Annotated in this window: 26 protein-coding genes; 9 read left to right on the forward strand and 17 right to left on the reverse strand. The window is 42.6% G+C overall.

The window, feature by feature from the left end:
• The first annotated feature begins 1 nt into the window (after window position 1).
• A complete protein-coding gene (locus V7K40_RS25780; protein ID WP_334964781.1) occupies window positions 2-1267 on the forward strand; it encodes an MFS transporter in 1266 nt (421 codons plus the stop codon).
• Window positions 1268-1281: 14 nt separating this feature from the next.
• A complete protein-coding gene (locus tag V7K40_RS25785; RefSeq protein WP_334964783.1) occupies window positions 1282-2241 on the forward strand; it encodes a BadF/BadG/BcrA/BcrD ATPase family protein in 960 nt (319 codons plus the stop codon).
• A gap of 43 nt (window positions 2242-2284) precedes the next feature.
• On the opposite strand, the gene V7K40_RS25790 is transcribed toward V7K40_RS25785, so the two are convergent.
• The gene (locus V7K40_RS25790) at window positions 2285-3025 is read right to left on the reverse strand and encodes a dienelactone hydrolase family protein (RefSeq protein ID WP_334964784.1); all 741 of its coding nucleotides are present in this window, start codon (window positions 3023-3025) and stop codon (window positions 2285-2287) included.
• Window positions 3026-4174: 1149 nt separating this feature from the next.
• Between V7K40_RS25790 and V7K40_RS25795 the strand changes: the two genes are divergently transcribed.
• Window positions 4175-4495, forward strand: coding sequence for a transposase (locus V7K40_RS25795; RefSeq protein WP_334964785.1), 321 nt, complete (start codon window positions 4175-4177; stop codon window positions 4493-4495).
• 260 nt (window positions 4496-4755) lie between these two features.
• Here the strand turns inward: V7K40_RS25795 and V7K40_RS25800 are convergent, their stop codons facing one another.
• Window positions 4756-6012, reverse strand: coding sequence for an FGGY-family carbohydrate kinase (locus V7K40_RS25800; RefSeq protein WP_334964786.1), 1257 nt, complete (start codon window positions 6010-6012; stop codon window positions 4756-4758).
• Between the two features lie 157 nt (window positions 6013-6169).
• On the opposite strand from V7K40_RS25800, the gene psaM reads away from it, so the two are divergent.
• Entirely contained in the window at window positions 6170-6301 is a 132-nt protein-coding gene (gene psaM, locus V7K40_RS25805) for a photosystem I reaction center subunit XII (protein WP_190912801.1), read from the forward strand.
• A gap of 253 nt (window positions 6302-6554) precedes the next feature.
• Complete coding sequence (locus tag V7K40_RS25810; RefSeq protein ID WP_334964787.1) at window positions 6555-6965, forward strand: hypothetical protein; 411 nt, start codon at window positions 6555-6557, stop codon at window positions 6963-6965.
• A 248-nt stretch (window positions 6966-7213) separates the two neighbouring features.
• Here the strand turns inward: V7K40_RS25810 and V7K40_RS25815 are convergent, their stop codons facing one another.
• Window positions 7214-7933: a tetratricopeptide repeat protein gene (locus V7K40_RS25815; protein WP_334964788.1), complete on the reverse strand. Its 720-nt coding sequence runs from the start codon at window positions 7931-7933 to the stop codon at window positions 7214-7216.
• A gap of 499 nt (window positions 7934-8432) precedes the next feature.
• On the opposite strand from V7K40_RS25815, the gene V7K40_RS25820 reads away from it, so the two are divergent.
• The gene (locus V7K40_RS25820) at window positions 8433-8897 is read left to right on the forward strand and encodes a hypothetical protein (RefSeq protein WP_334964789.1); all 465 of its coding nucleotides are present in this window, start codon (window positions 8433-8435) and stop codon (window positions 8895-8897) included.
• A 114-nt stretch (window positions 8898-9011) separates the two neighbouring features.
• Here V7K40_RS25820 and V7K40_RS25825 read toward each other — a convergent pair whose 3' ends face one another.
• From V7K40_RS25825 to V7K40_RS25840, 4 genes are all read right to left on the reverse strand, one after another.
• On the reverse strand, window positions 9012-9503 hold the full coding sequence (locus V7K40_RS25825) for a YajQ family cyclic di-GMP-binding protein (RefSeq protein ID WP_334964791.1): 492 nt from the start codon (window positions 9501-9503) through the stop codon (window positions 9012-9014).
• Window positions 9504-9634: 131 nt separating this feature from the next.
• Complete coding sequence (locus V7K40_RS25830) at window positions 9635-10033, reverse strand: MAPEG family protein (RefSeq protein ID WP_334964794.1); 399 nt, start codon at window positions 10031-10033, stop codon at window positions 9635-9637.
• Window positions 10034-10244: 211 nt separating this feature from the next.
• The gene (locus V7K40_RS25835) at window positions 10245-10748 is read right to left on the reverse strand and encodes a DNA recombination-mediator protein A (protein ID WP_298919191.1); all 504 of its coding nucleotides are present in this window, start codon (window positions 10746-10748) and stop codon (window positions 10245-10247) included.
• A gap of 81 nt (window positions 10749-10829) precedes the next feature.
• Window positions 10830-11366, reverse strand: coding sequence for a PadR family transcriptional regulator (locus V7K40_RS25840; protein WP_334964796.1), 537 nt, complete (start codon window positions 11364-11366; stop codon window positions 10830-10832).
• A 100-nt stretch (window positions 11367-11466) separates the two neighbouring features.
• Here V7K40_RS25840 and V7K40_RS25845 point away from each other — a divergent pair, with 100 nt between their 5' ends.
• A complete protein-coding gene (locus V7K40_RS25845; protein ID WP_334964798.1) occupies window positions 11467-11985 on the forward strand; it encodes a DUF4188 domain-containing protein in 519 nt (172 codons plus the stop codon).
• 41 nt (window positions 11986-12026) lie between these two features.
• Here V7K40_RS25845 and V7K40_RS25850 read toward each other — a convergent pair whose 3' ends face one another.
• Window positions 12027-13121 (reverse strand): phosphotransacetylase family protein, encoded by a 1095-nt coding sequence (locus V7K40_RS25850; protein ID WP_334964800.1) that lies wholly within the window; start codon window positions 13119-13121, stop codon window positions 12027-12029.
• Between the two features lie 673 nt (window positions 13122-13794).
• On the opposite strand from V7K40_RS25850, the gene V7K40_RS25855 reads away from it, so the two are divergent.
• On the forward strand, window positions 13795-14259 hold the full coding sequence (locus V7K40_RS25855; RefSeq protein WP_334964802.1) for a hypothetical protein: 465 nt from the start codon (window positions 13795-13797) through the stop codon (window positions 14257-14259).
• Between the two features lie 200 nt (window positions 14260-14459).
• On the opposite strand, the gene V7K40_RS25860 is transcribed toward V7K40_RS25855, so the two are convergent.
• The 8 genes from V7K40_RS25860 to V7K40_RS25895 all read right to left on the reverse strand — a co-directional run bounded on the left by V7K40_RS25860 (window position 14460) and on the right by V7K40_RS25895 (window position 23226).
• On the reverse strand, window positions 14460-14657 hold the full coding sequence (locus V7K40_RS25860) for a hypothetical protein (RefSeq protein WP_334964804.1): 198 nt from the start codon (window positions 14655-14657) through the stop codon (window positions 14460-14462).
• Window positions 14658-14836: 179 nt separating this feature from the next.
• Window positions 14837-15625, reverse strand: a complete 789-nt coding sequence (locus V7K40_RS25865) for an SDR family oxidoreductase (protein ID WP_334964806.1) — start codon at window positions 15623-15625, stop codon at window positions 14837-14839.
• A gap of 195 nt (window positions 15626-15820) precedes the next feature.
• Window positions 15821-15976 carry a hypothetical protein gene (locus tag V7K40_RS25870; RefSeq protein WP_334964808.1) on the reverse strand — a complete coding sequence of 52 codons (156 nt, stop codon included), beginning with the start codon at window positions 15974-15976 and terminating at the stop codon, window positions 15821-15823.
• Window positions 15977-15984: 8 nt separating this feature from the next.
• The gene (locus V7K40_RS25875) at window positions 15985-16362 is read right to left on the reverse strand and encodes a response regulator (RefSeq protein ID WP_190894307.1); all 378 of its coding nucleotides are present in this window, start codon (window positions 16360-16362) and stop codon (window positions 15985-15987) included.
• A 182-nt stretch (window positions 16363-16544) separates the two neighbouring features.
• Window positions 16545-19916, reverse strand: a complete 3372-nt coding sequence (locus V7K40_RS25880; protein WP_334964810.1) for a PAS domain S-box protein — start codon at window positions 19914-19916, stop codon at window positions 16545-16547.
• A 13-nt stretch (window positions 19917-19929) separates the two neighbouring features.
• Window positions 19930-21888, reverse strand: coding sequence for an ATP-binding protein (locus V7K40_RS25885; protein ID WP_334964812.1), 1959 nt, complete (start codon window positions 21886-21888; stop codon window positions 19930-19932).
• Window positions 21875-22300 carry a hypothetical protein gene (locus V7K40_RS25890; RefSeq protein ID WP_334964814.1) on the reverse strand — a complete coding sequence of 142 codons (426 nt, stop codon included), beginning with the start codon at window positions 22298-22300 and terminating at the stop codon, window positions 21875-21877. The genes V7K40_RS25885 and V7K40_RS25890 overlap by 14 nt, the downstream gene beginning before the upstream one ends.
• Before the next feature lie 425 nt (window positions 22301-22725).
• Window positions 22726-23226, reverse strand: a complete 501-nt coding sequence (locus tag V7K40_RS25895; RefSeq protein ID WP_273767957.1) for a fatty acid hydroxylase — start codon at window positions 23224-23226, stop codon at window positions 22726-22728.
• Window positions 23227-24253: 1027 nt separating this feature from the next.
• On the opposite strand from V7K40_RS25895, the gene V7K40_RS25900 reads away from it, so the two are divergent.
• Complete coding sequence (locus V7K40_RS25900; protein WP_322695793.1) at window positions 24254-24400, forward strand: CopG family transcriptional regulator; 147 nt, start codon at window positions 24254-24256, stop codon at window positions 24398-24400.
• Between the two features lie 486 nt (window positions 24401-24886).
• On the opposite strand, the gene V7K40_RS25905 is transcribed toward V7K40_RS25900, so the two are convergent.
• Window positions 24887-25066, reverse strand: a complete 180-nt coding sequence (locus V7K40_RS25905) for a CopG family transcriptional regulator (protein ID WP_334964816.1) — start codon at window positions 25064-25066, stop codon at window positions 24887-24889.
• Window positions 25067-25311: the final 245 nt, after the last annotated feature.

Consider the following 25311-nt stretch of genomic DNA (forward strand, 5'->3'; position numbering starts at 1 on the left):
CATGAAAAATCAAACAACCTCCCCTTGGACTTTCATCCCCACCCTATATTTCACCTCCGGCATCCCTTACGTCATTATCAACACAGTTTCCGTAATCTTTTACAAAAAACTCGGAATAGATAATACTCAAATCACCTTGTGGACAAGTTTTCTCTATCTACCTTGGGTCATCAAAATGTTTTGGGGCCCAATTGTCGATATTTACTTTACCAAACGCAAATGGATACTTTATACCCAATTTGCCATGTTCTGCTGTTTGGGTTTGATAGCCTTCTCCTTACAACTGCCAAATTTCTTTTTCATCTCCTTAGCAACATTAACAATAGGAGCATTTATTTCTGCAACTTATGACATTGCCACAGATGGCTTCTATCTGCTGGCTTTATCTCCAGAACAACAAGCCTTTTTTGTTGGCATTCGCTCACTGTTTTATAGAATGGCTGTCATTTTTGGCTCTGGGATATTAGTAGTTTTAGCAGGTCAGCTTGAAGTATCTCTCAACAACATTCCTTTAAGCTGGACTATAGCTATTGGCTTCTCAGCTTTAATTTTAGCAATCCTGTTTATTTTCCATCGCCTAATTTTACCCTTACCTGAATCAGATAACCAACGAAAAACACAAGCTAGGGAAAATATACCCTTTTGGTCAATCATTAGCTCATATTTTGCTCAAGAGAAGATTATAGCTATTTTAGCATTTATCTTACTCTACAGATTTGGCGAAGCAATGCTTGTCAAGATAGCGTCTTTATTTTTATTGGACAAACCAGAAGTAGGTGGTTTAGGGCTATCAACATCAGATGTCGGATTAGTCTACGGTACATTTGGGGTAATATCCCTGATTTTTGGAGGAATTTTAGGAGGTTTGTTCATTTCTAAATATGGATTAAAAAAATGTCTCTTTCCTATGGCTTTAACTTTGAATTTACCTGATATATTTTATGTATATATGGCTTACACCAAACCTTCGCTAACATTAGTGTATCCCTTGGTTTCTTTGGAGCAATTTGGCTATGGTTTTGGATTTACAGCTTTTAGTGTTTATTTAATGTATATTTGCCAAGGTGAATATAAAACTTCTCATTTTGCTATATCTACTGGCATTATGGCTTTAGGAATGATGTTACCAGGCTTAATTAGCGGTTATCTGCAAAAAGCTTTTGGCTATCCATTATTTTTTATCTTGGTTTGTTTGCTGACCATTCCTGGGATGATTGCTCTATTTTTTATTCCTTTAAAAGAAGAACCGAAGCGTCAAAATAATTAACATTATTGCAATCCATGAGTTATGTTTTAGGAATAGATGGCGGCGGTAGCAAGACTGTTTGTATCTTAATGGATGATTCGTGTCAAGTGCTAGGTCGTGGTGAAGCAGGCCCATCTAATTATCAGAGTATAGGTATTGAAGCCACTCTCCAATCTATTCAATCTGCAATTCACAATGCAGTTGAGACAGCAATAATTACAAATACCCTAAAGATTGATGCAATATGCCTGGGTTTAGCAGGTATAGGTCGTGCAGCAGATATCGAAGTAGTAAAAGGTTTAGTACAAGAGTTACAAAATAACAAATTTCTGGCTATTACTTGGGCATTACAGCCAGCGAATATTGTAATTTGTAACGATGCTTTAATTGCTTTAGTTGGTGGAATTGGTCAGCCTGTAGGAATTGTGGTTGCAGTCGGTACTGGTTCGATAGTTTTCGGGCAAAATCATCAGGGACACACTAAGCGAGTCGGTGGCTGGGGGTATATTTTAGGAGATGAAGGTAGCGCCTATAAAATTGCGATCGCTGGTATGAATGCAGCATTAAAATCTTATGATGGGCGAGAGATGCCAACAAGTTTGGCAGAGGCTTTCAAACAGCATCTTGATTTGGCAAGTATAGAAGATTTAATAGAAGTAATATATCGGCGAGAATGGGGAGTCAAACAGATAGCTGCTTTAGCACCAGTTATAGATTTGGCAGCAGCGTCAGGTGATATAGTAGCGAATAGCATAATTGACGATGCTGTAGAAGAGTTAGTAAAAGCTACATCTACAGTAATTGATGCAATTTTTAGTGATAACTCAGTTTTAGATGTAGTCACCACAGGAAGTGTATGGCGCGGTAAATCCAAGATACATCAGAGATTTGCTGGATATCTTATTAAGAAGTTTCCTAATGTAAAAGTAATTTTTCCGAGGTATGAGCCTGCTTACGGTGCTGGTTTGTTAGCATTACAGACAACTCAAAATTAACGGGCTACTAACAGTTAAGCGAAGCAAGCAATAATAGGAGTTTTCAGTCTGCAAATATGCGCTCCAAGAAAGTTACTATTTCAGACCAAGCAAAGGTGGTAGCACTAGAATCATAACGATAACCGTCGTCGCGCATGAATGTATGTTCTGCTTCATACAAGAAAACTTTGTGAGGGACGTTAGCATTCTCAATTGCTTTTATTATGATTTGGCGATCGCTCTCTGGTATATGAGGGTCAAAAGTACCGAATACCATTAGCATCTCGCCTTTAATTTCACTTACCCGCTGGATTGTATCAGCTACCTCCTTACCCAGTTTACCACTGGGAATACCAGTAGGGTAACAGCAGACACAAGCCCGAATTTCGTTTTGAAATGCGGCGCGGAAAGCTAAATGTCCACCAATACAAAAGCCGAGAGTGCCTATTTGATTTGGAGAAACCGCACTCTCTCTTTTGAGAAATTCAATCATAGCAAGGCAATCGGCATCATAATCAGCTACTGAGGTTCGACGCGCATCGTCATTACCGCGCATCCGTCCAAGGTCGTCTGGCTCAATCACTAAACCGACTGGCTCAATTCGGTGAAAAATTTCTGGGGCTGCTACTACATAGCCGTATCCTGCTAAGTAGTTAGCTAGACGAATCATTGGATCACCTAACTGATAAATATCACTGTAGAAGAGAATACCAGGGTATTTTCCTGCTGCTTTGGGAGCTGCAACATAAACACGCATTAAGCTGCCATCTACTCTTAATTCAACATTGCGCTTAGTGATTTGCACTTTTTTGTCTCCGTGTACTGCTTGCTGTCATTAAAGCAGCTATTGCCATAAGGCATTCATCCGCATTTACTAAATACCCGAAATTTTTCCAGCATCAGGATAGGCTACTAACTGTCAACTAAACAGGACTTACGCAAAAATAACGTAATTTCATCATTACGAGCGATAGCGAAGCAATCCCCCCTGACGCTGGGATTGCTTCCCCACACTTTGTTTCGGTCGCAATGACAATATCGGCGTTGCGTAAATCCTACTAAAGAAAGCAATGGCGCTGCATATTTGCAGGATGATTTTTTTAGTTTTGTGAGACGGGCAACATGAGCGTCCCTTGTCATATCGGGGCGCTCATGTTGCCCACCCTACAAGAATCATCCCTTGATTCAGTAACGCCCAGCAACGCCGCATTTTCTTCTCTCTGTGTCCTCTGCGCCTCTGCGGTTCGTTAAAAAACTGACTTTGACAAAGAGTTTTAGCCTTAACTGAACCGTATTGCGTTATTGAGACGCCAAAATAACAAATGAGTTCGCCGAAATAACAAATGAGTTCGCCAAAATAACAAATGAGTTCGCTGAAATAACAAATGAGTTCGCCAAAATAACAAATGAATTCGCCGAAATAACAAATGAGTTCCCCGAAATAACAAATGAGTTCGCCAAAATAACAAATGAGTTCCCCGAAATAACAAATGAGTTCCCCGAAATAACAAATGAATTCGCCGAAATAACTTTTGCGTTGGCTAGCAAGAACCGCAGGCATTGCCATGATTGCAACAATTTAGCTTTGACGCGGGAGCGTAACGCACCCTTCTCCTATGGTCGACGCTCTTGCGTTCGGGTGACGCTCCTGTGTCGCTAACGCTGCGCTAACAGCAGTCGCCTGCTCCGGGAAACCCTACCAAGAGCGCTGTTTCACCGCAAATCTTTGGTGAATGAAGTTTTTCCGACTTGTGTGTACACCGTAGCTTCCCTTGCTCTTAAGGGGCTGGGGGTTAGGTCTGTATTGGACTCAATCCAGAAGCCCTATATATCATTGTCAAGATGTGAAAGAACGTAGAGTTGACGCAACGGTATCGTTATTTTCGAGATGTGAAAGAACGTAGCCGATAATTAGCAATCCGCCTGTTAAGTTTGACAACTTGGTATAACTAAAATGACCCGCCAGAAAAGAAATTTGTCAGCAGGATTTTCTTACCACATTACTACGCGCTGCAACAACCGCGAATTTAACTTGGCGCGGCTGGAATGCCGGGAAGTCTTCTTATATGCAATTAAAAAAAGTTTGGACAAATATGGCTTCAAACTTTATGCGTTGTGCATCATGTCCAACCACGTCCACTATCTCATAGAACCAGCGACTCCAGAAGATTTGCCTAAAATCATGCATTTTCTCAATTGGTACACTAGCTTTGCTTCAATCGGTGTAACCCTGAGCGCAGTCGAAGGGATGCTTAATCGCACAGGACACTTTTAGGAGGCAAGATATTATAGTTGTGGGTTTCCACCCACGGATACTTAGCGACGCTAGGCTATCTTAAACTCACACCGATAATTAATAAAGGGGATAGATGACATTCGCGCTTGGCGAAGCACCCATCCCCGAATAGCTGCCCAGATAATTAGCCTGGAATCTATAGTCCGGTATCTAATCATCCCAGTATCGGCCGAGATATGTTGATTGTCACTGGGATAGATACTGATTTACGAAATACCTACGAAAAGATAGTTACAAAATTACTTTTGTTCACCCATCGCCAATAGCGCCGTTCCGTAAGCAGCTTCTGTATATACTGACGCTACTACAGGAACCTGCAAATAACGCGCCCTAATCGTAGTCCAAATATCATTCGCTGCGCCACCGCCAGCAGTATAAACACGGATCAACTTGTCTGCGCCCATTTGTTGTAATAATTCATACCCTCGCGCTTCTATGCGGGCAATGCTTTCTAATAACCCATGCAGAAATTCCACTGGATGATCTGGGCGTGGTTCCAAACGTGGGGCTAGATTGGGATCATTAATCGGAAAGCGATCGCCTGCTTTCAATAATGGATAATAATCTAACTCACTGGCAATTGAAGCATCAATCTCCCGGCTAAGGCTTTCTAACTCAGCGTTTGTGAAAAATTGCTTAAGTACTGCACCCCCAGTATTAGAAGCACCCCCAGTCAGCCACAAATCACCCAACCGATGGCTGTAAATACCATATCTGGCATCTTCTATACGGGTACGACTTAATAACTTTAGTACCAATGTTGAACCCAGAGAAGTCACGGCTTCACCTGGTAATTTTGCCCCACTGGCGAGAAAAGCGGCAATACTATCAGTTGTACCTGCACACACCTGACAATCACGGCACAAACCGAACTTATCCGCAATTTCAGGGCGCAATTTTGCAATGGGAGTCCCAGGAGTTAAAACTTTGGGTAGCTGTATCGGTATTTGCAGCTTTTTTAGCCATTCGGGGTATTTCAACTCTTCTACGTCATAACCCAGCTTTAAAGCATTATGGTAATCGCTAATCCCCAACTGTCCATGTAGGAGAAACGCCAGCCAATCAGCTTGATGCAGGAAATATCTAGCTTCGCTAAAAGAAGGTAATTGCCTCATCCACAAAAGTTTGGCCAGGCTGGAGGTGGCACTCAACACAGTATGATTGGGGGGTGCTATGCTCCTCAAATGCTCTAGCACCAATGATCCCCGCGCATCGTTATACAGCAATGGTGCATCTGTTGGATTACCAACAGCATCGACCAGCAAGACGGTGGAAGAAGTACCATTAATTGCGATCGCTTTAATTTTTCGCCGCAATTGGTCAGGTATTTGTTCCATCAGCACAAATAAAGCTTGCTGCCAAATTTTTGGCATAATAGGGGCTGGTGAATCCTCGAAGGGATATCGCACCTCAGCCTGGATATAAGAAGCTTCCTCGTCAATCACCACACCGCGGGCGCCAGATGTACCGAAGTCGATACCCAAATACAAATTCATATTTTTATAAATTTTTCTAATAGAGAATTACTAACGACTACTGACCAATAACTGCTTTTGTTGCATCTTGTAACAAGATATTCCCCAATCTTGGCAAAACAAGGAAAAGTAGTAAACGAACTGTTCAAAATCCATTCAGGTTAGGAGGTTTTCAGCCATGCCTATCTTAGATACTCTATACATCGCTCAGGTGTCTTCCATCTCAGATACTCAAGTCTACATCGCTCTAGTTGTGGCGCTGATCCCAGGAGTTCTAGCTTGGCGATTAGCCACAGAACTTTACAAATAACACTACGATGTGACACAGTTAAAAAGCTAATAATCCTGGCAGTACGGGGTACAATTTCCTTTCTTCTTGTGGCTTTATGCCATAAATAGCTAGGAAACTGGCACTTACGTAAGCCAGGTTATTTTTTAACTGGTGCAACACTTGTAGTTATTTCAAAAAAATGAAGTAATATGACAGCTAAATCAAGCAGTAATTAGCGCCAGAACGCTTTTACAGTGCTTCCCTTCATTCAGCGAGGTTATTTTTTAGCATCATGAACGCGATTCAACCCTCCAGACCACCGTCACAACCTATACAAAAACGCCGGGCTGTTCATCGACCAAAGCGGCATCTTCGTCAACGTTCTTACCAGGTGATGGCACTGGAAAGCATAGCCAAAATAGCGGTTAATCTTGCCGTTACAGCCGTTGCAGCATCTGCATTAGCACAACTTTTGCCTTATCATTGGTTACAGCAAGAAAAGTTGCGAGAAATTAGTACTGAAGTCAGGCTGATGGAAGAACATGTAAATGGTTTGCAGGGGAAATTTGGCCGTAACTTCGATCCTCAGCAAACTAAAACTATTATGCAAGAACAAGGATACCGATTTGATCCCAGCCAGCGTCGGGTCGTATTGATGAATCAGGATCGCCGAGAAGATGAACAAACAGAGTCATCACCCTAAGACAAATCGCGAATTTGGGATTATTCAGGTTTCTTGTGATTCAGGCTACGTATAAACCGGGTGTTAATTTATATTATTGCTAATAAATAATGGTTAATAGCTAATTTTTGAATAGCTATGTAGTTATCATCTATTAGTCATTAGCGATACAGGGTCGCTCCGCTCCAATTCAAAATTCAAAATTCAAAATTCAAAATGATGAATCTACTTTTTGAATATTGAATTTGCAAAAAGAACTAATCTACCAATTAGGACGCTGATTCAGATAGCAACTCGTTTAGCCAATTTTCGAGTTGTAAACGCAAGCGACAACCAGTAATATCCTTACTGTTGTCGATAGAGGGTAGTTGAGTGAGGGCGCGACGATAATCAGCGATCGCACAATTCCAGTCGCCCCAAAGATGGTAAGTCCTGCCGCGTTCAGCCCAGATATGACCTTCTAGTTGACCAAAAAGCAGTGCTACCTCAAAATTCTCAATTGCCTCCTCATATTGCCCCAAGTCACGCCAGGTAATGCCTCGGTTAATCCACGCCCGGACATGGCCAGGATTAAAATTAATCGCTTGATCGTAGTCGGCAAGTGCTGCTGCTAATTCTCCACAAGCAGCGTAGTAATTTGCCCGATTATTATAAGCACTAGCCAAATTAGGATTGATTTTGAGAGCAGTATTATAGTCGGAAAGCGCTTTTTGCGTTTCACCACTTTGGAAATAAATTAGCCCCCGGTTATTGTAATCAACAGCATTGTGCGGATGGCGGGAAATTAGTTGGCTTAAAAGTGCGATCGCCTCAGTATAATGTCCTTGTTGAGCCGACTTCAAAGCACAAGAGCGTAAGTAGCTATCCCCTAAAGTAGATCCACTGCGATCGTTCATCCTCTGCTCTTGAAATTTGTTTGTATTATTTAAGACATATTTATATTGCTTATTTTGCTGGTCATCATCAGCTAAAAATGAGTGAATATTCATCTTTTTCTATATAAAATCAATGCTTTTTGAAATAAAATTCTAGTTTTTTACTGCTAGTGGTTTTACCAATTTCTCTATTCATAAGGTATTTACGATTACATTAAAGCTATCTAAAAAGAGAACTTAACTTAGCCGCATAAGAGAAATTTACGCCCTAAATAAACAATTGCTCCTCAAACCTAATCATGGATACTTGATCCCGAAGTTAAATTCCAGAAATAGTAGATGTTAATCTCAAAGACTAGTCAAGTAGTGAGAGCGACAAATTGGTAGAATGCCAACAAGCCGTTCATCAAAGAGGGGATGAGCAGGATAAGGGAGAAGGGGAATCTAGGGGAGAACAATTAATGCCCAATGACGCTATTTGCTTCTCCTGTTCGGAGACGCAACTCTTAGAGAGGCTCCGCCAACGCGAACAACCGGGGGAACCCCGGTAACGCAGTGGCTCCCCCATGCCCCATCCTCTGGATTCAATTTTTAAGTTTTGAGAAATTTTCCGATGACAACTGCAATTTCCTATCCCAATGCCCCTGATTTAGCAACCGATGATTATATTGTTATCGGCTTGGCAACCTGCTTCGTCAAAGAAGATGGAGAAGTTTATCAAATCGAAGTTATAGAACCGATTCCCTCCGCGGCTTTGGAAGCGCTTTTAAAGGGCATCCCTACCTCCTATAAGCTGGCTCATGCGACAACTTTGGGATCTGTACTGGATGGCGATTCACAACTGGTGCCAGATGGCTTCCCAGAGTCGGCTCAGTTTGGAGAGGAATTTCTGCCACGGGCATTTGCAGCAGCTCGTACCTACAAGCGTCGTGAATCTGCAAAATCCCTGATTCCCTTAGGTACAAATTACACTAAATTTAAATATTCTATTGAGCGCAAGCGGGTGTTAAATGCCGCTAGAGTTGTCACTAAAGAAGACAACGTTAAACAGCATTCTCACACTCACAAAGTTCTTTAAGTAATTATGCTAAAACTTTACGGCGGTGCTAGGAGTCGAGAGTCAATTGTTCACTAGTATTTAGAGGAACTACAAAACTTATTTTGGGTGGGCACTGCCCACCATACAAATTTTTTAACGATAATTTGTAAATTGCAAAGCCACTGGGTAGTCTTCTTGTTTCAGCCGCTGCATGACTACTTGTAAGTCATCTTTAGATTTGGCAGAAACCCGCACAGCATCCCCTTGGATTGAAGCTTGTACCTTTTTGAATTCGTCGCGAATCAATTTAGAAATTTGTTTGGCGATTTCTTGACTTATGCCTTTTTTGAGTTTGATTTCTTGACGGACGCGATTACCACTAGCTGATTCAACTTTGCCAAAATCAAAGATTTTCTGGGAGAGGTTACGCTTGGCGGCTTTTTCCCGCAGGATGGTGTGTACAGAATCTAAGGTAAACTCGCTATCAGTACTAACGTTAATGCTTTCTTCGACTAACTCGACAGTAGTTTGAGTGTCTTTGAGGTCGTAACGACCTTTGATGTCTCGTATAACTTGATCGACAGTGTTAACCAACTCTTGTCGGTCAAAGTCGCTCACAATGTCAAAGGAAAAAGTAGAAGCCATAAAACATTTTGGATTTTAGATTTTGGATTTTGGATTGGGAATTGGGGACAAGAGGAAAGACTTGTTGCAAGTTCTCCTCCTGCTCCCCCTGTTCCTTCATCTCCCTCATCTCCCCACTCCCCACTCCCTAATTAATTACTAGTTTGGATGATACTCAAGAAAAAAAGAGTGCTAGAGCCAAGGATGCCAATGCCAAACATTAGCGATCGCAAAAGGGGTATATTCAAAATATAAAAAATTGAGTATAGCAAACGGGCCACCACAAAGGCGATCGCAGCCAGTTGTGCTGTAGAAGAATTTACACCAGTTACGTATGCCATCAAGGCCGCTGCCGCAAACACCATAAACGCTTCAAAGGTGTTCTGATGTGCCCAAGTAGCTCGTTGGGCGTATGGTGGCAATTTATCAAACATAGCACGAGGAGTAGAAAACATTTCATACCCAATCCGCGCACGGGCATAAGCTACCACCAAAAATGGTAGGTAAATCAGAACGGCAGCAGCAGCGATCGAGTACAAAAAAATTATCATTACTTATTAGTCATTGGTTATTAGTCATCAGTCATCAGTCATCAGTCATTAGTCAAATATAAAGGACAAATGACAAAGCGCAAAGTCTGAGCGTCGGCTTCCGGCGATGGCTTTGCCAACGCCAAGGGCGAACAGACGGCAGTTCCTTTAAGCGAGGGAACCCCGCCAACGGACTGCCTCAACTTTGTAAGAGAAGACAAAGGACAAATGACTAATCAAAGTAGAAGAGGGTTACTACTTTTCTTTGTTCTTCTGCATCTTGACAAGTTTGCAACAGGGTACCACTGTCGTGAAATGCAAAGCAGATCAGTTGCTGGCAACGAGAGACAATTTCCTTGTTGCACAGGTAACTAGCTTCAGCAAGGGACAAATTATCATTACTGGAATTTTCCACTAGATGCATTACCTGTTCTAGTTGCTGGCGCGATTCCAAAGGCTGGCGTTCCAGGCTTTGGGGTAGAATCACCGTTAACAAATTCGGATCAGCCCGCGTTGCTCCCTTGATGGCAGCTGAATTTGTACCTGTAGCACCAGAAGTAATGATGCGATTACCCGATAAAACTAGGGCATATGTCATCATTTCAATAAGATTCTGATGCGTAATCGGGACGTGACGAGAACCCAGCAAGGCAATTCTTTTTGAACCCGTTTGCTGGATTGTCGCCAGTTCCTGCGCTAATGTATCGAGGTTAATAAGGTCTGTTGATTGGCTCAAAGATGGACATAATCCGATTAAACGACCCAGATATTTTACCAAACAGCGTGTAGGTGCGAGGCGAACCTGAGTTAGAGTTTGCTACAATTTTTCGATTGTTTGGATTACTTGGTCACACCAAGCCAGCCAATGTGTTTCATAAGTGATGCCATTCAAGAGAGTCAAATACCGAAATTTTGCTGATTCTGGGAGTTCTTGCGGATTCTGAAAGCATTCTTGTTCTAAATCCTTGTACGTAGATAATTTTTTTAAGTGGGCTTTTTGGTGACGCTCTAGCTCTGCCAAAATCATCTGGTTAGAAGCAATATGCCCAGCAAAAATTTTAACAAGCAAATCATCTTTAATCGGTGTGGGTTCACAAGGTTGAGCAATCCACTCTTTGAGTTGCTGTTCTCCCAAGTGTGTAACTCTGTAGAGCTTTTTATCTGGGCGTCCTGCTTGAACAATTGACTCGGAACTGATCCATCCTTGATCTTCTAGCTTCGACAACTCCCGATAAATCTGCTGGTGACTTGCTGACCAGAAAAAGCCTACAGAGCCATCGAATCGTTTTGCTAAATCATACCCACTACAAGGCGCGTCAACCAGAGTAGCTAATATTGCGTGCGCTAATGCCATAATTTTGAATTCACCACTTGACATATGCAACTAATTGCATATAGCATTAATATACAACTAATTGCATATTAAGCTAAAATAGCAAGGAGTGAGTTAATAGATGCCTCAAGTAATACCAGGAAGATTTACAGCCGAGATTAATGAACCCTTTGTTGTGTTTCTGATTGGAATGCGAATTAATAAATTCTTCGCTTTTTCCAAATGGATTCCCACAGCTAGGGCGATGTCGCCCATGCTAGGAAGCCTTAATCAGAATCCTGAAAAAGGATTTTTAGGAGGAGAAACTTTTGTTTACTGGCGAGGCGTAGGATTGATTCAATACTGGCGATCGTTCGAGGATTTGGAGCGTTTTGCCAGAAATCCCGCTGATGCACATCTAAAAGCTTGGCAAAATTTTAATCAAGCCATTGGTGCTGATGGCAGTGTCGGCATTTGGCACGAAACTTATTTAATAGAACCGGGAAGATATGAGGCGGTTTACGGCAATATGCCTGTGTTTGGATTAGCTGCTGCAACTAAACACGTCCCAGCTATGGGGCGGAAAGAGACAGCACGCCGTCGCCTGGGAGGTGACGGCGAACTAGCTGTACCCTCACCAGCAATACACCCTCCTAACTGATAACTGAGCATAGATGCTCTTAATTGTTTAGGTTGATGAGCCTAAGACAATGCCGCTGCAGGAGTTAAACCCAGTTTAGATAACAGGCGGTCAATGTCAAAATGCTCTGACATTAACTGGCGAATGCACTGAACTTTAATCGGCTCGTGGAGGCGGACTTGCCCGAAAGTGCGGTCAACAATTTCTACAGTGGTGAGGGTGTCTAAGTCAACAGATAAAATGGGGATTTCCAGTTCTTCAGCGCGACTGAGAATGAATCGCGGGGGTGGTAATTGCCCGGTGAGAATTAAACATTGGGTAGAAGTTTCCAAAGCAGCTTGCTGAATTTCTACACGATCGCCTCCTGTTACCACTGCCATATTCCGGCGTTTGCGGAAATACTTCACAGCGGAGTTGACATTCATCGCTCCAATTGCCAGACTTTCCACTAACAAATCTAGGCGATCGTTGCGACAGAGAACATCAGCCTTTAACTGCTTGACTAGTTCGCCAACACTGACACTGCGGAGCAAATCGTTGTTCGGCAGCATTGCTAGCACCGGAATCCCCTGCTGTTCCAAAAATGGGCGCAAGAAAGTGTCAACCGCTTCTAGTTGGGTGAGTGGGATATCATTAATCACAACTCCAATCAAGCGATCGCCCATACGCCCTTTAGCAGCCAATAGCGCCTCAACCGAAAGCAACGATTTATAGCGGGTTACTAACAGCACAGCAGCATCCAATACTTCAGCCATTTGCAGCAAAGACAAGTCAAACAAATTGCCTTCGGATAAATCACCAGGTCCCTCCAGTAATACCAAATCTCCTTGGGACATTTGCAAATATTGCTGTATTAGGGACTGTTGATAATCGGTTTTGTCTTCCCCCCGCAAGCGCTTTTGCACATTTAGTTCATCCAAAGCCAACATTGTAGGTGCAACACGGTTTTCCGGCAAATTGAGGCTAAGAGCGATGAACTGGACATCTTCCTCAATTACGGTTCCACGAGACAAATTTAAACACGTACCGAGCGGTTTACCGTAGGTAATATCCAGTCCTTTTTGCTGTAGCTGATGAGACAAACCCAGAACAGTTGCAGATTTACCGCTGTAAGTCTCGGTTGATCCAATCAGCAAATATTTAGGGGATTTTGGCACACATGCACTCCTAATTTCAAAAGTCAGAAGAACCCAGCTAGGTGTTTCCTAATTCTAGTTCCTTCTGGCAAAAGCTCTCGCTCTCACAAGTTAAGGTTTCCCAGAATTACCTTCTAATTGAACAAGCAGGGAGCAAGCGCTGAAGAGACTCTATGGGTGGGAGAAAGGGTGGAGTGGAGAGGAATTTTCCCCTGCTGCCCCCTACTCCCTGCCCAATTATTTCTAGAAGATCGGGGCTGGGGCAGAAGGAAGATATCTGTATTATCCGTATTTTGAGCAGAAAATTGGTTTGACAAATATGAATTATAGATAAATATAAACTTGTCAATAGTAATATTCAGTAATTTTTAAACTTATTATTAATCTGGTTGACTTATATGAAACTCTTATGCCAGTATAAATACACAGGTTTTTGGCACGTAGCTTCATAAATTCTACAGGTTCTAAAGGAAATTTAGTCGGCTTTGAGGATTGCATTATCCCCAAATAAAAAACCTGTTGATAATAATTACTTAGCATCACGTGCTGAAGTAGAGGGATTTTAAAAATCCTAGATTTTAATTTTACTAAGCGCTCTCAATTTTTTAATTGAGATTGCAATAACGTTTTGAATTATTCACTTTCATGAGATTGAAGTGAAGTAGATTTTTGTGAATAAGCAATACTTAAAAAGATGAAACTATCTACCGCTGAATTAAATTCTGTAGAAACCCAATTTATACTTAACATTTTTTTTGAACTTCAAGATAGTTTGGTTAAAGGTTGGCAAGACTTTAATACAAGTGACAACCTCAAGATACTTAACGGATTTTTTGAATTTATTTTAAGGGCTGGGTTCGACGAAAGTGAGTACAGGAAAGCAATACCTAACCCTGCTTATGACAATGGTGCTAAATTGATTGGCAAACCTTTCTTGGAAACAGCAAGGAAATTTGAAGTTCATTTTGATGAAATTTTTCCTGGAAGTTTTTCTGAATCAAAAGAAGCACAAAAGGAAGGTTTTGATGTTCGCTTCTTTAAGCTAAAAGCTTTTTATCACAATAAACCTTTGTGTCTATTCTTACTCAAGTTTCCTCATTTTCATGATAAGTTTGGCTTTCCACTATCACCAGAATTAGAAATTTTAGAATTGTATTGATTGTAGAAAAGACCCAGCGTCAGTCAAAAATCCTGAATCTAGGTCAATTAAATAGTTGACAAAAAAAGCTGCGATCGCACTAGCATAGATCCCCCCAACCAACGCTTCTTTGGAAATATGGCACGGGAGGATCTAATACTTAGTTTAAAGGCACAAGTTGTGAAGAGCCACTCGCGGCATAATTTCTTGGGCAAAGCGCGTCATTTCCTGTGCAAAGGGATTGAGGGTTGCAATCGCAGTCTACTTAAAACTTGTTTAATCACCTTGCGGACATCCTCAATCAATTGACCGTAAATGCTGTAAGTAGGCGAAATTACAAAACTGTCCCCAGCCTGTTCGTGAAATAGGGCTTCTAGTTTGTCAGCAATTTTAATAGGAGTACCAACCAGTTGCGGCACAGCTAGACTTCTCCCATAAATTTTGCCTAAATCTCTCAGAGGCAGGTTTTACCTTCAAAATAACTTGAAGATACATCATAGAAAACAGTCTTGGAAAGGTAAGGATGATCAGATGGTGAGAAACACTTGCTATCTACGTCATCCCCTCATCTTATCTAATCATCGCTTCCTGTCACCGATCAAAGCATTTGCACACCGCCACTCACGGGTAAATATGCCCCGGTAATAAATTTTGCTTCGTCAGATGCTAACAGCAGAATGGCTCCGGCAATATCCTCTGGCAGCCCATTTCGCTTTAATGGCACCATTTGAACCGAAACGTCTTTATATTCTTGAGGTAATTGGGCTGTGGCATCGGTCAGGGTTAATCCAGGTGAAACGACATTAGCACGAATGCCGTGAGGACCGAGTTCCAGTGCCAGACTTTTAATGAAGGCATCTAATCCAGATTTGGCGGTACTATGAGCGATAAAGCCTTCTGCTGGATGGCGAGATAAGCCACTGCTAACAGCAATGATAATACCTCGTTTGTGTTCCATCATTGAGGGAACAACCGCTTTGCAGGGGAAAAACGCCCCTTTCAATTCTCCCAGCAATTTTGCTTCAAAGTCTTCCCAGCGGTAATCTACGAAGGGAGCCATTGGGAAATTCGCGTTGGCATTAATTACCAGCGTATCAATGATACCTAAGGTATCTGCAACCTGCTGCACCATTGCATCTACTTGTTGTGGGTCGCGCACATCGGCTTTGACTGCCACTGCCCGACCGCCAGCGGATGTAATCGATTCAACAACTTCCACAGCCGCTGCTTCACTGCCATAGTAATTTACGCCAACCGCGGCACCATGTTGTCCTAGCAGTTTGGCGGTTGCTGCACCAATGCCACGACTTGCGCCTGTGATCAAAACAACGCGATCGCGCAGCAATTGGGTAGTATTTAAGCTTTGTTGAGGTTGGGTCGCAACCATAATTTTCTCCTTTTATTTTTCTAATCAGGCTCAGTCACACTATTGAGGGTTCGGTTTTAACTGTCAGGATATTTATAAATGTATCTGTTAATGGCGCTCTTCAAGATTGTTTCTTTCATTCATTGCGGGTAAGCGATCGCCAGGGCATCAAAGCTGCCAGATTGATGATTGGGATGGTTAATCAATTATCAAGAGTTAAAAATTACTACCCATCCCACTAACAACTAAATATTTCAGCCAAGTTACTAAAGAATATTTCTCTAGCAACTTTTTTTTATGAGCTTTGAGCCAGTATAGAAAATAGCGATCACTTCCAGTCTGCCGGAAGCGATCGCAGTGAAAAGCATTCAAGACTTTCCTCAAAAGCCCAATACCTGCATTGATTTTTCAAGTACTTCTTTGGGGCGAAATGGTTTCGTTAAATATAAGTCTGCCCCAACCTCAATTCCTTTTTGTTTATCAAATTCCTGTCCCTTAGCTGTCAATATTACAATGTAGATGTCAGTCATTTGCAGGTCGTGTTTAACAATGTGGCAGACTTGCAGACCATTCATTTTAGGCATCATTACATCGAGAAAAACCAGATTTGGTTTTTCAGTTTTAATAGTTTCGAGAGCTTCTTCTCCATTTCTAGCAGTTAGAAGTTCAACACCCTCATCTTCTAATGCTTCTAGGGCTTGTTCCATCAAAATCAAGATATTGGGTTCATCGTCAACAATCAGAATTTTCTGAGTCATAAAGATTAGGGATTGGGAATTGGGCATTGGGCACTTGTACTGAGCGAACGCAAGAGCGTCTCTAAGAGTTGCCGTAAAGCCTACGGCATAGCTACGCTTAGGGCGCAGCCTCTCCAAGAGTTGTATTGGGAATTAGGCATTAGGGATTAGAAGAATTCTTTCCCAGTCCCTAGTAGCAGCAATTACTGTTCGGACAGCATAATAAAAAATACATTTTCCAACTCCTTCTCAAAGCGTAGAGTTTTCACCAAATCAGCTTCTTGAGAAAACATAGAATCGATGATGATCATGTCAGGTTTGGCTGACAAGGCTTTATGGATGCATTCTTGCGGATTCGAGGCTTCAATCACGCTGTATCCCTGAGTTTGTAGTACATCTGATAGGGTTTTTAAGGCTGATGCATTTTTATCTACAACCAATACCTTTTTACTAGAAGTGCCCTGGTAAAGCAGTGAGCCAATTTCGTTGAGGAGTTTCTCTGTGTCAATGGGCTTGGTGAGATAGCGATCAATGCCAATATGGTAGCCCCGTTCCTTGTTTTCAATAATTGACAGAATAATAATCGGAATGTCTGCGGTCTGAGGATCATTTTTGAGAACGGCTGCCACGTCGAAGCCGTTGATTTGGGGCATCATCACGTCCAAGAGAATCAGATCGGGATGGGCTATTTTGATTTGATGAATTGCATCCATACCGTCTTTCCCTTCCCGAACGTTGTAGCCTTCATTTTCCAGTTGTTGACGGAGCAGTTCTCTAATGTTGGCATCATCATCTACAACCAAGATGGTTTTACGGTTTTGGTTCAGTACAGCGTCTCTGGTGATGACGTGTTCTTTGAGTTGTTTGACTAGCGTATCCAGATTCAGATTAGCAGTGGTTTTTTGATCGCAGGTATAGGTGGGAATGATGAACGAGAATATGCTGCCGTTACCTGGTTCACTCTCAACCCAGATTCTACCGCCATGATGATCGACGATTTGTTTACAGATGGGCAGTCCTAACCCTGTACCTTTGGGTTTGTCGGTGAGGGTGTCGCCTACTTGGCGGAATTTCTCAAATACTTTCGGCTGGTCTTCAAGTGCAATACCAATACCTGTATCAATGACACTGATGCAAACACCGTCGTTTCCTTGTTTAACGCGACAGGTGACACAACCAGATTCGCTAAACTTAACGGCATTGGAAATCAGGTTGATTAAAACTTGCAGCAGACGGTTGCGATCGCCTACGATCTGAGGCAGTCCAGGTTCAATCTCGCAGACCAACTGCAAGCCATTGGTTTCAAACAACCCTGCGGTGGAATTGCTTGCCCAATCGAGTAATTCGCTGGGATCGAGAGGCTGCATCTGCCATTCCACCTTACCTGCTTCCATCTTGGCGATGTCCAGGACATCGTTAATCAAAGACGTGAGCCGTTCTGCTTCCGACACAATAATGTTGAGATTGTCACCCACCCGCTTGATGGTTTTCTGAAGCTTGCGGTCTTCGGTAGAAATTATTGGGAACACATCAGTTTCTAGCTTTTCTTTAATGATCGATGCAAAACCGAGAACAGAAGTCAGCGGCGTCCGCAGCTCGTGGGAAACTGTTGAGATGAAGTCGGTCTTCATCTTGTCAATCTCCTTTTCTGCCGTCACATCCCGAATCAGCAGCGCCGAACCGAAGCAGGCAGAGGGTTCTTGGTCTGTCGTCTTTTTGAAAATTGCGGTCGCCACAGCCTGACCAATGCGTTCCTTTGTCAGTGCAACTTCGGCAGAGAACACCTCTTTGGGATGGGACTGAGTTCGTGCTACCAGGTTTGCTAAACCAGAGATCGGCAGTTCTCGGTAGTGACCGTTGAGGGCGGTAGCTGTCAATCCATACATGCCTAAAAAGGCAGGATTGAAGTGGGTGATAAGTCCTGCGGTGTCTGCCACCAACAGACCATCTGCTAAGTTATCTAAAATAGCATTTAATCCCTGCGCTTCTGCTAAGGTATTTTGCAGGGCAGCTGTCCGCTCTACAACTCTGGCTTCCAGTTCTTGATTCAGTTGCCGCAGAGCGATTTCTGCTTGTTTGCGGGCAGTAATGTCGGTATTAATTTCCAGCACCGCGCAAGGCTGACGGTCGATGTCCCTTTGCAACGTCCATCGGCTCTCGACGGTAATCAGGCTGCCCTCATGGGTGAGATGTTGTACTTCTCCTTCCCAACTGCCTTGCTCTAATAACTCTGCGATAATTTCTTGTTTTGGTTTTGGAAAGGTTTTTTTGATAAATGCGTGAATGTATTGACCTTTCACTTCTTCACGCGTCCAGCCGTAGAGAGTTTCGGCACCTTGATTCCAGTACAAGATTTTCTCGCTCATGTCACGGACGATGATCGCATCGCTGGAATGATTCAACATATCCAATAAACGTTGATTTTCAGCTTCTGCCTGCTTGCGATCATGAATATCAGTACAAGTGCCAATCCATTCTCGAATGCTGCCATCATCTTCGATGACGGGGGCACCACAGACAGAGAAGTAGCGGTATGCGCCATCTTTGCCGCGCAGCCGATATTCGGTTTGGTAGATCCCCCGGTTCGCCACAGCAGCATTCCAAACTTCTATGGATCTAGCACGGTCATCGGGGTGAATTGGATCAATCCAGCCCCAACCCTCAACTTTAGCTTTGCTCTGCCCCGTATAGGCCATCCAGGTAAGCATTTCACTGCTTATTCCTAGTCCTTCTGGAGTAGCTGCCCAGACGATCTGTGAAGTAGCAGTTACTAACGAGCGATATCGTTCTTTAAGCCGCTGACTTTCGGCTTCTGCCAGCTTGCGATCGTGAATATCGGTACAAGTGCCAATCCACTCCCGAACGCTACCATCATCTTCGATAACGGGGGCACCCCAGACCCAAAAGTAGCGATAATTGCCATCCTGACCTCGAATTCGGTATTCAATTTGATACATGCTCAGGTTTGCTACGGCAACACCCCAGGCTTCTCCGGTATAACCACGATCGTCGGGATGAACGGCATCAATCCAACCCCCATTTTCCGCTTCAGCTAGACTTTGACCTGTGTAGGCGATCCAGTCTGTCAATTCAAAGCAAATTCCTTCTGGTGTGCTGACCCAGATAATTTGCGTGTTAGTTTTGACCAGAGAGCGGTATCGGGCTTCGCTCCGTTTCAAGATTTTTTCGGAGTGTTGACGTTCCTGCTGAACGTGTCGAAGGTCGCTGATGTCCTCCACACTAGACCAGATCAGCCGCTCCCCATCCCTCTCAATCATCAGTCCAGATAACCTGACTGGAACCAAGTGCCCGTCTTTATGGATGTACTCCTTCTCATAAGGCCCATAGCGACCAGTTCGTTCCAAGTCTTCTAGGCTAGATTGCTCCGTAGCAGCATATTTTTCTGGGGTAATCTGCCAGTAGGTGAGATTCAAGGTTTCTCGAACAGTGCGCCCTAAAATAGCAGCATAGGCAGGGTTAATATCAATCAGCGTCCCATCTGTTCGGTACAGTGCTAGCCCAGCAGGGCATTGTTCAAATAGCTGACGGTTGTATTCATCAAGTTGATTAAACATGATTGAGGTTTCTTTAGTGGCGTATTTGGTTAGGATTAGAACAACAGAACCAAGACAACAAAGTGGCGTAAAGCTTTAACGAAATTGGGTGGTGTTGGAACATCTGGTAAATTTGATCGGGTGATGCAGCTTCCACCTCTGGACTGTGCTGTGAAAGTCGCTGGATCAATTGAGTATGGCGGATCAGCAAATCCGTCGGTTTGAGCATTGGAGTTGTTGATGCAATGAAGCCGTCGGCATCAGGAGTGGGGGATGATTCGGTTGTGATTGGCGAGGTAAAGGTGCTATTTTGTTCTTCAGTAGCGTCCACCATTGCACAATTTACCGGAATTTGAATCCAGAATTCTGTCCCTTCACCTGGTTGAGAACGACACTTGAGAATTCCCCCATGTTTGTCCACAACAATTTGGTAGCTGATTGCCATGCCTAACCCGGTTCCCTTACCAACATCTTTTGTGGTGAAGAAGGGATCGTAAATGCGGTGGATTATCTCCTCCTTCATGCCTGGGCCGTTGTCAGCAATGCGAATCACAACCGAATGGTGGTCGAGGACTTTGGTACGAATGGTGATTTGGGCTGTAGGGGGGGATATTTCTTCATTGCCCATTCCCTCCTCTAGAGCGTCAATGGCATTTGCCAGGATGTTCATAAACACCTGATTCAACTGTCCGGGATAGCATTCAATTAGGGGAAGTTTTGCATAGTCTTTAACGATTTCAATTGCCGGACGATGAACATCTGCTTTCAAGCGATGGTGAAGAATCATCAGCGTTCCGTCGATGCCATCGTGGATGTTGACAGCTTTCATTTCGGCTTCATCATGGCGGGAGAAGTTTTTCAGGGATTGCACAATTTCTACGATGCGACTGGTGCCCAGTTTCATCGAATCCAGCAGTTTGGGGAGATCCTGCATGATAAATTCCAGGTCTATATTGTCTAACTCTGATTCCAGTTCTGGAGGAGCAACAGGTAGGAATTTCTGATACTTTTCCAACAGGTGCAACAAGTCTTGGGCGTATTCGGCAACATATCTTAAATTGCCGCAAATAAAGTTAACCGGATTGTTGATTTCGTGGGCAACTCCGGCAATGAGTTGCCCTAGACTGGACATTTTTTCGCTTTGGATTAACTGAGTTTGGGCCAGTTGCAACTCATGGAGAGCTTGCTGAAGCTTCTGTGTCTGGGCTTTTGCTTGGACGGCTGCTTGAGTGCTTTGTTCGTAAAGCACAGCTTTGTCAATAGCGATCGCACTTTGAGAGGCAAAGATACTCACAAGCTTGAGGTGTTCAGCCTTGTAGGAGTCAGCCTTGGATGTTCCAATAGCGATCGCTCCCAGTACCCGCTCCTTGGCTCGTAACGGTACACAAATCATTGCACTAACGTTTTTTTGCCCCTCTAATCGAGGATCGGCTTGCACATCATTGATGAGTTCTGCCCGGTTAGATTGCACAATGTTGCCAATAATTCCCTTACCTGGTTCCGGCTGACTGTCATTAAAAAACACTCCAAATTCGGCAATGATTTCAAATGCAGTTGCATCTGGACTCAGGAGCAGAATCATCCCCGCAGACGATTCAATTAATTGACTCAATTCCTGAAGCACGAGTTGGGCAATCTGTCGAGTATCCAAACTTGTTGTGAGTTGAGTCGAGATATCCTCAAACAAATCAATCTCCTGGTATCGCTCTAGCAATTCTTTAGCGAGTATTTTCTTCTCAGCTTCCTGCTTTGCTAAAAACGAGAGCAAAGTCGCAAGTAGAGTTGCCTGTTCTCCCCCAACAACCCAACCGATGATTTCTCCTGACACCTCGATTGGATATCTGTTTTCCGCAGTTTGCTTCCCAATGCTAATTAGTTTCGTGCCGTCTACCAGTTCAACATCAATCGCAATGTTCAACTGGTAGACTAACCCCTGAAGAAGAGATGGTAACTCTTTTTTGTTAAGAATCTTTCTGAGGCTAACTGGCGACATGAAACACCTCATAAGCAGCAGGTTGCAAATTTCCAGCAATAAAACCAACCGGATTATTAATTTTATTTGCCACCTCTGCCACTAAATTTCCCAAAGCGGACATTTTCTTACTTTGTACCAGTTGCAGTGGTGTCTGTTGATAAAACCTTAGATTTTCTGAAGACGTGGCTTGAGTGTACAGCTGATTCAGGATTTCAACGAAATCGCGTGTAAATTCTTCTCTAGACTGTTTGATGGCAATAGGGGATTGGTTAGTGTCAGCCTCAAAGTAAATCTCTTTGGTGGTCACATAGCAGAGAATCCGAACGGTTGCCTTAGCGTAGCTATCCGTAATCCTACCCTTCGGGAACGGCTTCGCCGAACGGGAAAGCAAGCTACGCCTAGTATTGCCCCAAAAGAGAGAAATTGTCATAAAAATCTAGGCATATAATAATTTACTAATTAAGACTAGTTTTCCCAAAAAGATTGGCGGTATAACTATTGAAGTTAAGCGGCGGCAAATACCTTTAAACTCTTTACCAGAGGCATCCTTCCGTCCATGTAACTCACTTACTTTTTGATGAGTTATAGAAAAAATATAAACAAACCTTTTTTAATTAAATAAAAGCATAACTTAAATCTATGGTCAATTAATATTTGTTATTGCTACTACTTCTAAATTGGCAATCAGCACTTCGACAAGCTCAGTGTAAAACTTTTTTGAATATGTAGGTGATTGCATTTCTGAGACTGGAATAATCCCCTCTCTGGCAAAATATAAATAGTGTCCAAAAATCAGCTGCGATCGCAGCTGATTTTGGTAATTTTAAAAAGTATTTAGGTAAGCGGTAGCTTTAGTTAGATCCGAGAGTAGCGAAAACGAAGTCTGAGTAGCCGAAGCCAGCGTAACCACATTTGTGCAGGTTGTTCAAAGAAGGTGAAAATATCACCGAAACCCAAATTAGTTTTGTGATGGTGTAACCAGTGTCTCTCAGGAGTAGTAATAAATAGAATTTGGCATAAAATATTTACAGGCTTTGAAGTTTGCCAACCTAGTACACTTATGTGTCTCCACCATACATGAAACTGACCAAGCAGTAATCCAGAGATAACGCCAATAGGAGAGAAAGACCACAGGACTACTGCTATGAGTACATAAGGCAAAGCTCCCAAGATACCATCTAAAAGAACCTGGGGATTAAAAGTCAAAATAGCGTAGTGGCGGAAGTCCTTCTTCCAAGAGTGGTGCGTTTTTAAATGAAGGCTACCAAAAACGTGCTCGGGTACGTGGTAAAAGAATGTAGATAGAAAGTCGCCAAAAAACAGTAATAACCAAGCAATAGCGATAGCCTCAAGCATTTGTACTCCTCAAGTAAGTTAAGAAAACTCCACAGAAAATATGCAAATGTCATGCTGTCGGCGTAGACACCTATTTTGTGCTATGCAAGCAACATCTGTGCGTCTCATGGGTCTACGCTCCAGTTAATTTGGCTCAGAGTAGATGTAATTGGGTCAGTTGCAGTTTCAAGAATCTCCGCTCCTTAATGCAGTCAACAGCAACTCGTAATAACCTCCAATTTGACTTCTAGCTCTGGGTTAACGGTAGCAATACATCTAAAAACCGATATAAATACAGTACTTTGCCATAGTTACTACACAATCTTCTTACTAAGGCATATAGCGTAAGCAAAGGTTGAGTTAAAGTTAGTACAAATTTAGGTTAAAGCTTTCTTCAACATTGTTAATTCTAAATTGATTGCAATTAAGCTGCAATTATGAATCTAATAAGAACGATATAAATAGGTATTCTGCCAAAGTAATCAGGGTTATCAAGGTGAATAAAGCGGGTTTATAATTAAACTGAGAAACGGCAAAATTTTGAGCATTTAGAATTAACTAGATGCCACAATAGTAGACTATCAATATAATAGATTATGGGTAGGGAGCGATGCAATCAGACGAAGACACACTGACGCGGAGAATGAATATTTCCCTGTGTCCCCGTCTCAACCTTTCAATTTCAATTTATACCAATTCTATGTAGGCTTAAAGCAAGTGGCATCGGATTTCCCGACTTGTACCCCTACTCTTAAGCAAGCTAGAAAGAGCGTCTCCCTTAGAAGAAGCAAGTAGCGTGGGTTAGGGGGAGTTCCCGGAGACGATTATCACTAACCCAAGTGTATTGGATTATAGAGTACCCAAATCTTCATTGTTCAAATATCATTTATGGACAAGTTAGTAAATCATTAAAGCACACCTGCAATATTTATTTACAACGTGTCCTATTGAAAAGGTATGTTGGCACATCCAAAATTTAGGTTACTTTCCAGTTGAGAAGGTAAAATCAGGGTTTGAAGCTATGATTACACGATTTATCTGTTTTAGCATGAACAAAAAATGGGCGGTCAAGCGAATCACTATAAACCTGGCATTAAATGAAGCCAAGAACCTTGAAAAGTATTGTGAACAGACAGGCAGACCAGCAACGGATGTGATTAGAGAACTCATTCGAGCCTTGCCGCTGACGAAATAAAAGTAGATTTGCGAACCATTTCTCTCAATATATAAGCATTAGAATTTGGTTGAATTGGAGGTGTTAAATTAACGAGTGGTAATTTTTTGTGAAGATTGAGAGGGACGTAAAAATTGAGTAAAGGCGTGCTACGCCTGCCGTAAACGAGCGTAGCACGCTGAAAACAAGATGACGTGATAACTATTATTGAGTTGTATAATCAGAAGTAAGAGACTGTTTCTCCGTTCGGCGACTATCCTTATTCTTTTATCACTTCCGTCAGAGAATAATCTATAACCCTTATTTTTTAGTATTTTTCCAACAAACAACAGTATTGAAATAGCAAAGATCCAGTCAGGAGGGTCTAATTTATGATTACTGCTCTTGAATTACTCTCGTCAGATTAAATTTGAAAACCTTTGTCCAAATGTGCAACACCTTCTACTTTAGCCATGACTCTTCTGTACTGAAACTTTTCAGACTTACCGTGAAAAGTCAGGTCAAGGGTCAAGGCAAGGCTTGAATGAGTTCTCGAATCACATCTATTGCTAGTCTGCCTGTCTGTTCACAATATTTTTCAAGGTTCTGGGCTTCATCTGATGTCAAATTTAAGGTAATTCGCTTAAGCGCCCTTTTATTCCTGGAGGTTGCCAAACGGGGAAATTTAAGTGCAACAGTTTTATTCATTGATTGATAGGCTAGATATATACAAACTTTCCTTATCAAGATTGCCAATTCAAAACTGTTTTTACCAGTGAAAATCGGGATTTTGAGATTGAACTTAAGCTTTACGCCCCAAATATATTACTGAAAAGTCAAGGTATTAAATAACTAGTACCACACGTAATGATTCTGCCATTACCCAAGTGCAAGAAGCTTTAGGCTGAAGCGCTGATGTCAGCAATGCCCCACAGACCAGATTGTCTGTTGAG

The sequence above is a fragment of the Nostoc sp. genome (assembly GCF_036917195.1).
GTDB lineage: Bacteria > Cyanobacteriota > Cyanobacteriia > Cyanobacteriales > Nostocaceae > Nostoc.